Origin of the sequence: Microbulbifer sp. NBRC 101763, from assembly GCF_040371615.1 — a bacterium.
In the GTDB taxonomy this organism is placed as follows: Bacteria; Pseudomonadota; Gammaproteobacteria; order Pseudomonadales; family Cellvibrionaceae; genus Microbulbifer; species Microbulbifer variabilis.
The window spans coordinates 29,898-44,439 of sequence record NZ_BAABQV010000009.1; the positions used below are offsets into that span (position 1 = coordinate 29,898).

At 53.5% G+C, this 14,542-nt stretch carries 15 protein-coding genes; 6 read left to right on the forward strand and 9 right to left on the reverse strand.

What is annotated here, in order from left to right:
- The first annotated feature begins 69 nt into the window (after nucleotides 1–69).
- The 5 genes from dusB (at nucleotide 70) to coq7 (ending at nucleotide 5,278) form a co-directional block, all read left to right on the forward strand.
- Nucleotides 70–1,062: a tRNA dihydrouridine synthase DusB gene (gene dusB / locus ABWV76_RS19900; protein ID WP_444902292.1), complete on the forward strand. Its 993-nt coding sequence runs from the start codon at nucleotides 70–72 to the stop codon at nucleotides 1,060–1,062.
- On the forward strand, nucleotides 1,059–1,367 hold the full coding sequence (gene fis / locus ABWV76_RS19905; protein WP_020411495.1) for a DNA-binding transcriptional regulator Fis: 309 nt from the start codon (nucleotides 1,059–1,061) through the stop codon (nucleotides 1,365–1,367). Before dusB ends, fis begins: the two co-directional genes overlap by 4 nt.
- A 143-nt stretch (nucleotides 1,368–1,510) precedes the next feature.
- Nucleotides 1,511–3,082 carry a bifunctional phosphoribosylaminoimidazolecarboxamide formyltransferase/IMP cyclohydrolase gene (gene purH / locus ABWV76_RS19910; protein WP_020411496.1) on the forward strand — a complete coding sequence of 524 codons (1,572 nt, stop codon included), beginning with the start codon at nucleotides 1,511–1,513 and terminating at the stop codon, nucleotides 3,080–3,082.
- Between the two features lie 192 nt (nucleotides 3,083–3,274).
- Complete coding sequence (gene purD / locus ABWV76_RS19915; RefSeq protein WP_353377061.1) at nucleotides 3,275–4,579, forward strand: phosphoribosylamine--glycine ligase; 1,305 nt, start codon at nucleotides 3,275–3,277, stop codon at nucleotides 4,577–4,579.
- 54 nt (nucleotides 4,580–4,633) lie between these two features.
- Nucleotides 4,634–5,278, forward strand: a complete 645-nt coding sequence (gene coq7 / locus ABWV76_RS19920; protein WP_353377062.1) for a 2-polyprenyl-3-methyl-6-methoxy-1,4-benzoquinone monooxygenase — start codon at nucleotides 4,634–4,636, stop codon at nucleotides 5,276–5,278.
- A 104-nt stretch (nucleotides 5,279–5,382) separates the two neighbouring features.
- Here coq7 and ABWV76_RS19925 read toward each other — a convergent pair whose 3' ends face one another.
- Nucleotides 5,383–5,790, reverse strand: coding sequence for an OsmC family protein (locus ABWV76_RS19925; protein ID WP_353377063.1), 408 nt, complete (start codon nucleotides 5,788–5,790; stop codon nucleotides 5,383–5,385).
- Between the two features lie 300 nt (nucleotides 5,791–6,090).
- Between ABWV76_RS19925 and crp the strand changes: the two genes are divergently transcribed.
- Complete coding sequence (gene crp, locus ABWV76_RS19930) at nucleotides 6,091–6,741, forward strand: cAMP-activated global transcriptional regulator CRP (protein WP_051089460.1); 651 nt, start codon at nucleotides 6,091–6,093, stop codon at nucleotides 6,739–6,741.
- Between the two features lie 80 nt (nucleotides 6,742–6,821).
- Here the strand turns inward: crp and trpC are convergent, their stop codons facing one another.
- The 8 genes from trpC to ABWV76_RS19970 all read right to left on the reverse strand — a co-directional run bounded on the left by trpC (nucleotide 6,822) and on the right by ABWV76_RS19970 (nucleotide 14,360).
- Nucleotides 6,822–7,616, reverse strand: a complete 795-nt coding sequence (gene trpC / locus ABWV76_RS19935; RefSeq protein WP_020411501.1) for an indole-3-glycerol phosphate synthase TrpC — start codon at nucleotides 7,614–7,616, stop codon at nucleotides 6,822–6,824.
- A complete protein-coding gene (gene trpD / locus ABWV76_RS19940) occupies nucleotides 7,613–8,662 on the reverse strand; it encodes an anthranilate phosphoribosyltransferase (protein WP_020411502.1) in 1,050 nt (349 codons plus the stop codon). Before trpD ends, trpC begins: the two co-directional genes overlap by 4 nt.
- Nucleotides 8,663–8,733: 71 nt before the next feature.
- Nucleotides 8,734–9,312 carry an anthranilate synthase component II gene (locus tag ABWV76_RS19945; protein ID WP_020411503.1) on the reverse strand — a complete coding sequence of 193 codons (579 nt, stop codon included), beginning with the start codon at nucleotides 9,310–9,312 and terminating at the stop codon, nucleotides 8,734–8,736.
- On the reverse strand, nucleotides 9,309–10,172 hold the full coding sequence (locus ABWV76_RS19950; protein WP_282951773.1) for an ion transporter: 864 nt from the start codon (nucleotides 10,170–10,172) through the stop codon (nucleotides 9,309–9,311). Before ABWV76_RS19950 ends, ABWV76_RS19945 begins: the two co-directional genes overlap by 4 nt.
- The gene (gene trpE, locus ABWV76_RS19955) at nucleotides 10,159–11,670 is read right to left on the reverse strand and encodes an anthranilate synthase component I (protein ID WP_353377064.1); all 1,512 of its coding nucleotides are present in this window, start codon (nucleotides 11,668–11,670) and stop codon (nucleotides 10,159–10,161) included. The genes ABWV76_RS19950 and trpE overlap by 14 nt, the downstream gene beginning before the upstream one ends.
- Before the next feature lie 232 nt (nucleotides 11,671–11,902).
- Complete coding sequence (gene rpe, locus ABWV76_RS19960) at nucleotides 11,903–12,565, reverse strand: ribulose-phosphate 3-epimerase (RefSeq protein WP_020411506.1); 663 nt, start codon at nucleotides 12,563–12,565, stop codon at nucleotides 11,903–11,905.
- 19 nt (nucleotides 12,566–12,584) lie between these two features.
- Nucleotides 12,585–13,292: a nucleotidyltransferase family protein gene (locus ABWV76_RS19965; RefSeq protein ID WP_157533302.1), complete on the reverse strand. Its 708-nt coding sequence runs from the start codon at nucleotides 13,290–13,292 to the stop codon at nucleotides 12,585–12,587.
- Nucleotides 13,293–13,319: 27 nt separating this feature from the next.
- Complete coding sequence (locus ABWV76_RS19970) at nucleotides 13,320–14,360, reverse strand: aminoglycoside phosphotransferase family protein (RefSeq protein WP_353377065.1); 1,041 nt, start codon at nucleotides 14,358–14,360, stop codon at nucleotides 13,320–13,322.
- Between the last annotated feature and the right edge of the window lie 182 nt (nucleotides 14,361–14,542).

The window sequence follows — 14,542 nt, forward strand, 5'->3', positions numbered from 1 at the left end:
AGCCGCTATCATAGGCGGCTCTTTTGCCGGGGCCCGAGATGTCCTTCTTACAGCCCAAATGGAGCTACCGTGTCTACTGCCATTGGCCCCTATATTATCGACAACCCGGTAATTCTGGCGCCCATGGCCGGTGTCACCGACCGCCCTTTCCGCCAGCTGTGCCGAAAACTCGGCGCTGGTTTGGTGGTATCGGAAATGGTGACCTCGGACACACGCTTATGGAACAGTCGCAAGTCTCGCTTGCGCCTGGACCACGGTGGAGAAACGGCACCGATATCGGTACAGATCGCCGGTGGTGACCCCGAAATGATGGCGGAAGCCGCCCGGGAGAACGTGCGTCGCGGCGCACAGATTATCGATATCAATATGGGCTGCCCGGCAAAAAAGGTGTGTAAAAAAGCAGCGGGCTCCGCCCTACTGCGGGATGAAAAGCTGGTTGCAGATATTCTTGAAGCTGTAGTCCAGTCTGTTTCCGTCCCAGTGACCCTTAAGATCCGCACCGGCTGGTGTCCGGATTCCCGCAATGGCGTCACTGTAGCCAAGATGGCCGAGGATTCCGGGATTGCCGCTCTAGCGGTACACGGTCGTACTCGTGCCTGTGGCTACCACGGACGGGCTGAATTCGATACCATTGCCGAAATTGTATCCAGGGTGAAGATCCCGGTTTTTGCCAATGGCGACATCACCAGTGCCGAGAGAGCCCAAGAAGTGCTCGATTACACTGGCGCATCAGCGGTCATGATTGGCCGTGCAGCACAGGGACGACCATGGATTTTTCGGGAAATAGCCCACTATCTCGCCACTGGCGAGCGGCTACCCGGACCGACATTGGATGAAGTCAGGAATATTTTGCTCGCCCATTTGGGCGAACTACACCGATTCTACGGTGAGGTGATGGGGGTCCGTATCGCCCGCAAACATGTGGGCTGGTACTTGAAGACGCTCGCGGATAGCGAGTCCTTCCGCAAGACCTTTTTCCAAATAGAGAGTGCAGAAGTACAACATGCCAGCGTTCACGAGTGGTTTGAACGCCGAATAACGAGAGGGGCACAAGCGGCATGAATAACGAAGTATTGATTCCGGATACTGGCAATGAAGAAGTATCCTCCAGGGGGCAGACTCAACTGGCACAGCCACAGCAGCAGTCCCTGCGCGATGCCGTCGAGCACGCAATGGAGAACTACTTCCGCCACCTGGATGGCCAGATGGTAACCGATGTCTACGACATGGTGCTGTCGGAGATCGAAGCGCCCATGCTCGAAGTGGTGATGAAATACACCCGCCACAACCAGACCCGCGCCGCGCAATTACTGGGTCTCAACCGTGGCACCCTGCGCAAGAAGCTGAAGCGCTACGGCCTGCTGTAAGCTTCCCACCGAGCGAAATATTGAAGGGGGATGAGGTAACTCATCCCCCTTCGCTATTTTCCCGGCAGCGTTTTTGTTGCCACAGTGGACAACCGCTAAAACCCTTTAAACATCCTTTTCGAAAACCAGTTGGATCAAGTGCAATGACAGACAAGGTTTCCATCCGCCGCGCTCTAATTAGTGTCTCTGACAAGAGTGGCATTGTAGAGTTCGCTCAACAGCTCTCCGCAATGGGGGTTGAGATTCTTTCCACCGGCGGAACCCACCGCCAGCTCAAGGAAGCGGGTATTCCCGTGGTAGAAGTTTCCGACTACACCGGTTTCCCTGAAATGATGGACGGCCGTGTCAAAACTCTGCACCCGAAAGTACACGGCGGCATTCTGGGGCGCCGTGGTACCGATGATGCCATCATGGGCGAGCACGGTATCACCCCGATCGATATGGTGGTGGTTAACCTCTACCCCTTCGCTCAAACCGTTGCCAAGCCCGACTGTTCCCTCGAAGACGCTATCGAGAATATCGATATCGGCGGCCCCACCATGGTTCGCGCTGCCGCCAAGAACCACAAAGATGTCACTATCGTGGTCAATGCCAGCGATTACGGCCACATCATCGAAGAAATGAAAGCTAACGATGGCACCTTGAGCCACGCCAGCCGCTTTGACCTGGCGGTAAAAGCCTTTGAGCACACGGCGGGCTATGACGGCGCTATTGCCAATTACCTGGGCGCCATTAAAGGCGAAGAAAAGCAGTTGTTCCCGCGTACCTACAACAGCCAATTCATCAAGAAGCTGGACCTGCGCTACGGTGAGAACCCGCACCAGAAATCCGCTTTCTATACCGAAGCCAACCCAGCTGAGGCCAGTATTTCCACTGCCACCCAGCTGCAGGGCAAAGAGCTGTCCTACAACAATATCGCCGATACCGATGCCGCGCTGGAGTGCGTGAAGTCCTTCGAACACCCCGCTTGCGTGATCGTCAAACACGCCAATCCCTGCGGTGTGGCGATTGCTGAAGATATTCACAAGGCCTACGACCTGGCTTTCGCTACCGACAGCGAATCCGCCTTTGGCGGTATCATCGCCTTCAACCGGGAACTCGATGGCGCCACTGCCCGCGCGATCGTCGAGCGACAGTTTGTTGAAGTCATTATCGCACCGTCAGTCTCCGAAGAGGCCAAACAGGCCATTGCCGAGAAGAAGAACCTGCGCCTGCTGGTATGCGGCCAGTGGAGCAGCGAGCGCACCCCGGCACTGGACTACAAGCGCGTTAATGGCGGCCTGCTGGTTCAGGACCGCGACGACGGCCTGATCACCGCTGCCGACCTGAAAGTAGTCTCCAAGCGCCAGCCCACTGAAGAAGAAATCCGCGATCTGCTGTTTACCTGGAAAGTGGCCAAGTTCGTAAAATCCAATGCCATCGTATACGGCAAGGACGGTCGCACCGTGGGTGTGGGCGCGGGCCAGATGAGCCGCGTAAACTCCGCACGCATCGCCGCGATCAAGGCCGAGCACGCCGGTCTCGCCGTTGCAGGGTCCGTTATGGCTTCCGATGCCTTCTTCCCCTTCCGCGACGGCATCGATAATGCTGCCGCTGTGGGAATCCAGGCGGTCATCCAGCCCGGCGGTTCCATGCGCGATGAAGAAGTGATCGCCGCAGCGGACGAGCACAATATGGCCATGGTATTTACCGGTATGCGCCACTTCCGCCACTAAGATTGTGCGCCCGCAAATGCTTACTGTTGCGGGCTATGATCAACGGGCTGGGAAGTATCGATACTTACCAGCCTGCACAAATCATTTGAATCCAGGGGCGAGACTCAGGCCCCAGAATCAATTCCACGTTAAACTAGCACACCTATAACCTGTGCAATGGACCGGATCGGTCGACTTAGGGGGGATTTAAGAATGAACGTATTGGTTATCGGATCAGGTGGCCGCGAGCACGCCCTGGCGTGGAAAGCAGCGCAAAACCCAAATGTCGGTACCGTCTATGTTGCCCCGGGCAACGCCGGCACTGCCCGCGAACCCAAGCTGGAAAATATCGCAATCGGTGTGGATAACTTCGCCGCCCTGGCAGATTTCGCCGAGGAAAACGGCGTAGAACTAACGATTGTCGGCCCGGAAGCGCCGCTGGTAGAGGGTGTTGTCGATTTCTTTAATGCCCGTGGCCTCGCCATTTTTGGCCCCAGTAAAGGCGCTTCCCAACTGGAGGGCTCCAAAGCCTTTACCAAGGACTTTCTCGAGCGCCACAAAATCCCCACCGCTGCCTACCGCAATTTCACCGAAGTGGAGCCGGCGGTTGCCTACATTCGCGAGCGCGGCGCGCCCATCGTAGTTAAAGCCGACGGCTTGGCTGCGGGCAAGGGTGTGATCGTTGCCGAAACCGAAGAGCAGGCTGAGCTCGCTGTACGCGATATGCTGTCTGGAAACGCCTTTGGTGAAGCCGGCTGCCGCGTGGTTATCGAGGAGTTCCTCCAGGGTGAGGAAACGAGCTTTATCGTGATGGTGGACGGAGAAAATATCCTGCCGATGGCCACCAGCCAGGATCACAAGCGCGTTGGCGATGGCGATACCGGCCCCAATACGGGCGGTATGGGTGCCTACTCCCCGGCACCGGTAGTGACCGACACCATTTACCAGCGCATTATGCAAGAAGTAATCGAACCCACTGTTAAAGGTCTTGCTTCTGAGGGTACACCTTACACCGGTTTCCTTTACGCCGGCCTGATGATCGATAGCGACGGTACTCCGAAGGTCATCGAGTACAACTGCCGCTTTGGCGATCCGGAAACCCAGCCAATTATGATTCGCCTGAAGTCGGACCTGGTCGACCTGTGCATGGCCGCTCTGGACAATAAATTGGATACCGTCACTGCTGAGTGGGACCCCCGTCCTGCCCTGGGTGTGGTCCTTGCCGCGCACGGATATCCCGGCAGCTACCGCAAAGGCGATGCCATCAGCGGCCTGGACAAAGCAGACAGTGACAACGCCAAGGTCTTCCACGCCGGTACCGCACTGGATGGTGAGCGCGTAGTCACCAATGGTGGCCGGGTGCTGTGCGCGACAGCATTGGGAGATACTGTCGCCGAAGCCCAGGAAAATGCCTATGAATCAGCTCGGACTATCTACTGGGACGGCGTGTTCTTCCGGAAAGATATCGGCTACCGCGCTGTCGAAAGAGAAGAAGCCACTGTTAGTGACAAGCAGTAAAAGCCACTCACGGCGACTGCCTCAGCAGTTGCCGTAATAGAGGAGCAGTAGAATATGAGTGAACGCAACCTGAGCGGCCTGGACCGCCTGCTCATTCAGGCTGATAGGGCGCTGCGCACCTTGAGCCCGGGAGAACCCTGTCATACACGCCCCTCCCCAGCCAAAGAAGAGCCCGAGGGCGAGTTCAGCGATACCGAGCGCCGTCACTCTGTCGGCCTGATGCGTGTCAACCACAGCGGTGAAGTATGTGCCCAAGCCCTGTACCAAGGGCAGGCCCTCACGGCGAAGCTACCTGAGGTACGAGGTGAGATGGAACGCGCTGCCGATGAGGAGATTGATCACTTGGCCTGGTGTGAGCAGCGGCTGAGGGAGCTGGACAGTCGTCCCAGTTTACTTAACCCCCTCTGGTACGGACTGTCTTTTGGCTTGGGTGCCGCCGCTGGCAAAGTTAGCGACCGCATTAGCCTCGGGTTTGTCGCCGCAACAGAAGAACGGGTTTGCAAACACTTGCGAAATCATTTGCAGCAACTCCCACCCCAGGACAAAAAAAGTCGTGCGGTTGTGGAACAAATGCTGATTGATGAGGATGAGCACGCCCATGCAGCCCTGGCAGCGGGGGGCAAACGATTCCCGGCTCCGGTTAAGGGCGCAATGTCACTGGTAGCCAAAGTAATGACTTCAGCCAGTTACAAAATCTAATGGGCATTCACTGGGTACTAGTAAAAACCCAGTGAATTCACCGGCTGGATATTGAGTGGCAGCAGTCACCAGCCTGCCATGCCCAGACCGATTAAAAACACCCCTTATTCCTCTTCAACTCGATAGCTATGTACTATTTCCACACCCGCGCTTCGCAGCATAATAGAAGCTGAGCAATATTTTTCCGCAGACAGCTCCACCGCGCGCGCTACATGGGATTCTTTTAAACCGCGGCCACGCACCACAAATTCCATTTCGATCCGCTCAAATGGCGACGGTGTCGTATCCGGGCGTACTCCATTGAGCTCACAATGACAGGAAATAATGTTCTGGCGGGCTTTTTGTAATATAGAAACCACATCGTAAACCGCGCAACCACCAACACCGAGCAGAATCATTTCCATGGGGCGAACGCCGTTGTTTGTGCGTCCACCTTCCATGACTATCGAATTACCGCTGCCAGCCTCGCCGACAAAGGTTAAATCGTTAACCCAGGTTACCTTGCCCTGCATCGCCATACTCCCACAAAAATTCCAGTCGCGAAGCTTAGCATACCGTACAAGTTTATCCCGACGACTTACTATTTCCGGTATAGTGTTAGCCACGCCTCCGCGCGGAATGTATTTCAGTGCAATTTCAAAGCTCGTCGGTGAACGTCCGATCGGCTCTGGAGTCCAAACCCACCGGCGCCAGGGTGTCACAGGTCACAATGCGGAACTTTGCTGTGGCCTGCCTCTGTTGGGGACTCTTTTTTCGCGCGATAATTCAATAGTGCTCAGCTGCTAAAGCCGGGATAGGGCACGAGACAAAAAATGAGGAATAAATCCGTGACGGTTGCTATCGAAGACCCCATGACTATCGGCAATATTGAAGACTTTCTGGCCCACTGCCACCGGCGTCGCTACCCGGCCAAAAGTACGATTATCTATGCAGGCGACCGCTGTGAATCCCTTTATTTCATTATGCGCGGTTCTGTTACTGTTCTGATTGAGGACGATGAAGGCCGTGAAATGATCGTCGCCTATCTGAATGATGGAGACTTTTTCGGAGAAATGGGCCTGTTCGATCAGGATACCCGCAGTGCTTGGGTCCGCACCAAGACTGAATGTGAGGTAGCAGAAATCTCCTATACCAAGTTTCAGGAGCTCACCCGCCAACACCCAGAATTCCTTTTCGCACTGGCAACTCAAATGGCCGGCCGCTTGCGCAACACCACACGCAAAGTGGGCGATTTGGCCTTCCTAGACGTCACTGGACGTGTCGCACGCACCCTATTGGATCTGTGCAATGAACCGGATGCGATGACTCACCCAGAGGGGATGCAAATTAAAATTACTCGCCAGGAAATCGGCCGGATTGTAGGCTGTTCCCGCGAAATGGTTGGGCGTGTACTAAAAACCCTGGAAGAGCAAGGTTTAGTATCCGTAAAAGGAAAAACCATGGTGGTTTACGGCACACGTTAATCTTACTCATCTTAATAAAAAAGGGCGATCCAAAGATCGCCCTTTTTTATGTGAGTGTAATCACAATTCGTTCTTACACTTCAGTTAAACATTTCCATCAATTTGCGCCCGGGTTCCTGCTCACGCATAAATGCCTCCCCAACCAGGAATGTATTGACATTGTGGCCGCGCATGGCCGCAACATCGTCAGTGGTGTGAATTCCACTTTCAGTGACCACAATCCGATTCTCTGGAATCAGATCGAGCAATTTAAACGTGTTTTCCAGCTGAACTTCAAACGTATGCAGGTTGCGATTATTAATACCAATCAAGCGATTTGGCAGCACCAGCGCACGTTCCAGCTCCAAACGATTGTGCACTTCCACCAATACATCCAAGCCCAATTCCAGGGCCAAACTGTTCAAGTCCTGCATCTGCTGGTCATCCAGGCAAGCGGCAATTAATAGTATACAGTCGGCACCGATTGCCCGGGCCTCGTAGAGTTGAAAAGGGTCCACAGTAAAATCTTTACGCAACACCGGCAGGCGCACTGCATTACGCGCCTGTTGTAAATAGCTGTCTGCCCCCTGGAAAAAATCGATATCGGTAAGCACCGACAAACAGGCAGCCCCGCCTTTTTCATAGCTGGTCGCTATTTCCGCCGGTAGGAAATCCTCGCGGATAACACCTTTACTGGGCGATGCCTTTTTGATCTCGGCAATCACTGCAGCTTCGCCCCCATTAATTTTGCGCTCTAAAGCATCAACAAACCCCCGCACCGGCGGCTGGTCCTGTGCTCTCAGCCGCATTGTCTCCAGACCGCACTGAGATTTGCGCTCAGCCACTTCCTGCCATTTGCGCTCAATTATGGTTTTTAAAATTGTTGGCGTACTCACGACTTTACTTCCTCGGGGCGAAAGGCGCTGGTAAAAGCGGCCAGATCATTCATTTTTTCCGCAGCCAGGCCACTGTCGATGGCATCCTGCGCCATGGCAATTCCCTGTTCTGCACTACCGGCTACACCACTCACATAAATGGCGAGACCGGCGTTGAGGGCAATAATATCGGCAGCTTTCTGCCCTGCTTCGGTTTCGCGCTTACCCAAGGCATCGCGAATTAGCGCCAAAGACTCCTGCGAACCCGATACGATCAGGCCACTCAGATCCCGGCGCTCAATAGAGAAATCCTCAGGGGTAAGGGTAAACTCATTAATGGTGCCATCTTTAAGTTCCACCGCATGGGTATCTGCAGCAATACTGGCCTCATCCAGACCATCTTCACTATGTAATACCAGTACATGCTCGGAGCCCAGCCGCTGCAAAACTTCTGCCAGCAAACGGCAATAGCGTTTTTCATAAACACCTATCACCTTGCGGGTGACTCCTGCAGGGTTAGTCAAAGGGCCGAGCAAATTAAAAATAGTACGCAAACCCAGTGCTTTGCGTGCAGGCCCGACATGACGTACAGCGCTGTGGAAACTAGGGGCAAACATAAAACCAATCCCAATAGTCTCAACGCAACGCGCCATTTGCTCAGGGCTTAATTCCAAATAAACTCCAGCCCGCTCCAGCAGATCTGCCGAACCGCTGCTGGAGGACACCGAGCGATTGCCGTGTTTGGCTACTTTGGCCCCCGCTGCTGCAGCCACAAAACTACTGGCACTGGATACATTAAAGAGATTTGCACCATCACCGCCGGTACCGACAATATCCACCGTATTGTCCAGGTTCAGGTTTACTTTTGTTGCCAACTCACGCATGGTTTCCACTGCGCCGACAATCTCATCAACAGTTTCACCGCGAATGCGCAGGGCTATCAGTAACGCACCTATTTGTGCCTCCTGAGTCTCGCCTCGCATTATCTGGCCCACAGTTTCGCGCATTTCCGCACGGGTGAGGTGCTCTCCATCCACCAGTTTCGCTATGGCTTGTTGGATATTCATGGTGTCCCCTTTGCCCTGCTCGCTAATTTATTCAATCGGGACCAAGGCCCCGCGACATTTGCCCTTAGATATCAGGACTCAATAAAATTCCTTAACATATCGTGGCCATGCATGGTGAGAATTGACTCAGGGTGAAATTGCACACCCTCTATCGCCAACTCGCGGTGGCGAAGCCCCATAATCTCATCAATCTCTCCGGCTTCTGTCTCGGTCCAGGCTGTAACCTCAAGGCACTCAGGAAGACTGCTTTTTTCCACAACCAGGGAGTGATAGCGCGTCGCCTCGAAGGGGTTGGACAGACCGTGAAACACCCCCAGATTATTGTGCACTATAGGCGAGGTTTTTCCATGCATAACCTGACCCGCACGCACTACCCTGCCACCAAAAACCTGACCAATACTCTGGTGGCCCAGGCAAATTCCCAGGATAGGAGTGCGTCCAGCAAAGTGCCTGATCGCCTCAAGGGATATTCCCGCTTCGTTGGGTGTGCAGGGCCCCGGTGAAATAACAATTTTCTCAGGGGCCATCTGCTCGATTTCCTCCAGAGTGACTTCATCGTTACGCTTAACCACGACTTCTGCACCCAACTCCTCCAGGTACTGCACCACATTCCAGGTAAAGGAGTCGTAGTTGTCGATCATTAAAATCATTGTCCGGCTCCCTTAGCCTCAGAAACATTAGTAGTCGCTTCCATACGCTTTTGCAGACGCGCTAGCGATGCCTGGGTAGCGCGCAATTCGCGCAGGATTTCAGTTTGGCTTGGTGGCAGGCACAGCTCATCCATACGCCGCAGTTTGGCCTCTTCCAGGTTATTAAGTACCACTCCGATAAACAGGTTGATCATTACGAAAGCACCCATTACCACGAAGCTGATAAAGTAGACCCAGGCCCAAGGCATCGCATCCATGGCCGTATACATAATGTCGGTCCAATCCTCAAAAGTCACAATGCGGAATAGACTCAACAGCGCAATCGGCAGGCTACGCCAATGAGTCGGATCCACATCGTGAAATAGGAAATAACCCGCCACTCCATAAATATAAAAAATAATCCCCATCAGCAATGCTATGTGCAACATACTTGGCAGACTGCGCAACAAGGTATCCACCAGAGTGCGCAATTCAGGGAAGGCCGAGACCAGGCGCAATACTCTCAATACCCGCACCAGACGCGCCAGGGTAGCTAGCGGCCCGGCCGCCGGTATTAAGCTGAGAGCAATAATAGTGAAGTCAAAGCAGTTCCAGCCACTGGAGAAGTAACGCCAGGGGCGCGAGCCATGGGCAGCAATTTTTATCAGCGCCTCCAGAATAAAAGCGCCAAGTACCAGCTGGTTAATACCCCCCAATAGTGCACCAAAGCGTTCCACTACCCAATTTGAGGTTTCTAATCCCACTGCGATACCGTTTAGCAGGATCATGCCGATGATCACCTGATTAAACAGCGGGGCTTCGACAATTTTCTGGCAACGTAACGCCAGGTTAGGTTTTTGGGGAATACTAACTTCGCTCATTGTTCTCGGTCTTTACATCTTTACTACTACTGGCCAAAGCCATGCCCGCCGCTCGGAAAAGCGCGCGGGCTTTATTCATGGTTTCATCCCATTCTGACTGGGGATCGGAATCAGCGACCAGACCGGCGCCGGCCTGGATAAATAACTGACCATCCTTGATTACCGCTGTGCGGATAGCAATAGCGGTATCCATATTGCCATTCCATGCCAAATAGCCTACCGCACCACCGTAGATACCCCGCTTTTCAGGCTCCAATTCATCAATGATCTCCATAGCCCGAATCTTCGGCGCCCCGGACAAAGTGCCGGCCGGTAGGGCCGCGCGTAGCGCATCCATACCTGAGAGACCATCCCTCAGTTGGCCTGTTACATTAGAAGTGATATGCATTACATGGGAGTAGCGCTCTACAACCATCTGCTCGGTCACCTGCACACTGCCGGTTGCCGCCACCCTGCCCACATCATTACGGCCAAGGTCAATAAGCATCAGGTGCTCCGCCCGCTCCTTAGGATCAGCCAGCAATTCCCGCTCCAAAGCCCGGTCCTCCTCTTCTGAGGCCCCCCGGCGGCGGGTTCCAGCCAGTGGCCGTACTGTCATCTCCCCCTCTTCCAGATGCACCAGGATTTCGGGGCTCGAGCCCACCACCTGATGGTCGCCAAGGTCCAGAAAATACATATAAGGAGAGGGGTTCAGGCTGCGCAAGGCGCGATAAAAGTTCAGTGGCGGCGCATCGAACGGGGCAGACAGGCGCTGCGACGGCACCACCTGCATAACATCCCCAGCCAGTACATATTCCTTGACCCGTCTTACGGCCTGCTTGAAATTTTCTTCTCCAAAGTGAGAGTGAAACGCACTTTCCTCTATGCCTTTACCATCCAGGTCCAGGGGTACCGTATTTGGTAAAGGCTGCGCCAGGCGAGTAACAAGTTGGTCGAGACGTTTCTGGGCATACTCATATGCGTCTTTTTGTATTGGATCTGCATGCACAATAAAAATAACTGCACCGGCGAGGTTATCGAAAACTACCAGCTCATCACTGACCATCAATAGAATATCCGGGTTACCCAGAGTATCTACTGGCATACTGTGCGCCAGACGGGGCTCTATATAGCGCACGCAATCATAACCAAAGTAACCAACAAGACCGCCATTGAAACGCGGTAGGTCAGGTAGCTCCGGCACCCGATAGTACTGTTGGAATTCTTCTACAAACGTCAGGGGATCTTCCGGGGCGTGGTTTTCTACTACTTCGCCATCCCGCTCAATAGTTACTTCGTTACCACTCACTCGTAGGACGGTACGTGCTGGCAAACCGATAATAGAATATCGTCCCCACTTCTCTCCCCCCTGCACCGACTCAAGCAGGTAACTGTAACGCCCAGCTGCAAGTTTCAGGTAAGTGGACAAAGGTGTTTCAATATCAGCCAGTACTCGGCGCACCAGCGGTATGCGGTTGTAGCCCGCAGACACAAGTTGGGCGTATTCGCTTGGGGTCATAGAGACTCCGGTCTATTTTGCGTTTTTTAGGTTGGCGCCAGAGTATAGATAGCGCCCACAGGAAAGGTGGCCGGAATGGTAGCAGCTACCAAATTGGCCTTAGCGGATCAGTGGCGCCATCGCCAGCTGGTTGTTGTGGGGATAGTGTGATTCACGGAAATTCCCTCAGTGCAGGCGCACAAGTTTACAAATCCCGTATGCGGCGGGCAAGGGGTTACCCGCCAGGTTTTTATCAAGGCAGGCTCTTGCGCATAGCGCCGATCACCTCAGCGTAGTCCGATGTATTGAAAATGGCAGAGCCCGCTACGAAAGTATCTGCACCTGCGGCGGCAATTTCTGCAATATTATCCCGGTTAACTCCGCCATCGATTTCCAGGCGTATATCATAGCCACTAGCATCGATCAGTTGTCGTGCCTCACGCAGCTTTTCCAGGGTGGCCGGAATAAATTTCTGGCCACCAAAGCCCGGATTAACTGACATCAAAAGGATCATATCCAGCTTATCCATCACATATTTGGCGGCATCAAGGCTGGTAGCCGGGTTAAATACCAAGCCCGCCTTACATCCCAAACTGCGAATTAACTGCAGAGAGCGGTCTGGGTGGCGGGAGGCCTCGGGGTGAAATGTGATATAGGTTGCGCCCGTATCCGCGAACATGCGAATCATATCGTCCACGGGCTCAACCATAAGATGTACATCAATAGGCGCCTGGACACCGTGCTTACGCAGTGCTTGGCATACCATCGGACCTATGGTCAAATTGGGCACATAATGATTGTCCATCACATCGAAGTGCACCCAGTCGGCACCGGCCGCCAACACATTGTCCACCTCTTCTCCCAATCGCGCGAAATCGGCGGAGAGAATGGATGGAGCAATTTTGTAATCAGACATCTCAATATCCTTAAGTAAATCAGTTTTCCGCGGTTAAGCGGCGGTGCAATCGATCCAGGCGCTCGGGAGTCCCCACATCGCACCAGTCCCCCTGATATAACTCCGCCTGTAATTTGTCTTCGTTAAAAGTGAACACCTCCCCGAGGCCAAAACACTCACGCATCTTTGGATAGTGAGTAAGTATTTCCGGGCGCAACCAGCTAATTCCGGCAAAGGTATAGCGGGGCTTGGCAGTTCCTGATAGCAACCCATCCTCAATCCCAAAGTCACCTTCAGGATTATGGGGGGGGTTGGGCACCATCAATAACCGCCCGGGGCAACTCTTGGGTAAAGGGTGGGTTATCCATTGGGAAAGATCGAAGTCACACCAGACATCCCCATTGACCACCAGGAAAGGGGCCTCACCCAAGAGTGACATAGCATTGATAATACCGCCGGCAGTTTCGAGCGGCCTCTCTTCATGCTCTACCGAATACTGGATATCCATTCCCCAACGTTCACCACTACCAAGGCAGCTCCTAATCTTATGGCCAAGATAACCAAGATTAATAACCACCCGCTGGATACCAATACTTTGAAGGCGCTCCAGGGCGTGCTCAATCAGCGGTTTTCCTGCTACAGGTAGTAAGGGCTTTGGCGTCTGGTCAGTCAGCGGGCGCATACGGCGCCCGAAGCCTGCAGCCAGGACCATGGCGGTAGTTGGAGAGGTCTCTTTTGGGTGGGTCATCAAATTAATCTATACAATTTTTACAGCTTACCTGAGCGAGTCCCCAGCACTTCGGTAGTCACTATACCAGGGCTGCTGTTCGATCAACGGCAATAACTGGTCGGCAAACCAATCGCCAAAGGGCTTCAGTTCAGAATAGCGACCAGCTGTTTCCAGTACATAACGAATAACCAGGGAGAGATTACTCAGGTACCCTTGTTTGCCATCGCGAAGCGACAAGCGTGGAAACAGGCCAAGTACTTTAATATGACGCTGCAGCCCCATCCAGTCGAACCATCGTAAGAACCTTTCAGGGTCCACAGGTTCCATCACTCCGGCGGCTTCTGCAGTAGCTGCGTAAGCGAATACCCAGCGTTCAACCCGTTCCCGGGGCCAGCGTATATAGCAATCCCGTAACAGCGAAACCAGGTCGTAAGTGATAGGGCCCCAAACCGCATCCTGGAAATCCACAATCCCCGGCCTCTCTCCTTTCCGTATCATCAGATTCCGGCTGTGGTAATCACGATGAACCAGGGTATGTGGCTGGTTGGCTGCATTATCCAATAGCAATTGGAAGGTATCTTCAATCAGCTCCATTTCCTTTGCTGAAAGCTGATGGCCTAGCAGCTTACCCGCCAACCACTCAGGCATAATACGCATCTCTGTCAGAAGCAATTCTGCGTCATAATTGGGAAAAAGTGTTTCGTCTCTGGGTATCTGTTGCAGACACAACAACTCACTCATCACCTCGGCATAGAGGCCCTCGACACTATCGTTATTTAGTACACCAAATAACTGGGTATCGCCAAGATCCTCCAAGAGAAGATAGCCATTGGTCGTATCTGCCGAGACCACCATCGGCGTATGGATACCGTTGCGACGCAGATAATCAGCAATGGCCACAAAGTGGCCTGGCTTGGTGTACTCCGGTGGAGAGTCAACTGCAATCAAACTCGGCTTGGTGTCTGTGCGAAAATAGCGTCGAAATCCTGCATCGCCGGCAAGCTTGAGCAGCTCCGCAGATGAGTGCATTTCCAAAACCTGCCCCACCCAGCGGCTAAGCTCCTCAAATCGCGAGTCATCAGTCACAACACACCTTCAATTCTTCACCTGTGGCTTGTAATTACCGGGCTGATTCCCCAGGTATAAGACCGCATTGTAACCCCACGCAGTGTCGCGTCCAGCAGCGTCTGCACAATTCCTCTTACACGTGTACCAGCGCTGTGGCTATTAACTATTTCTACATTCAAGTAGAATCGAGCGAAGATTTT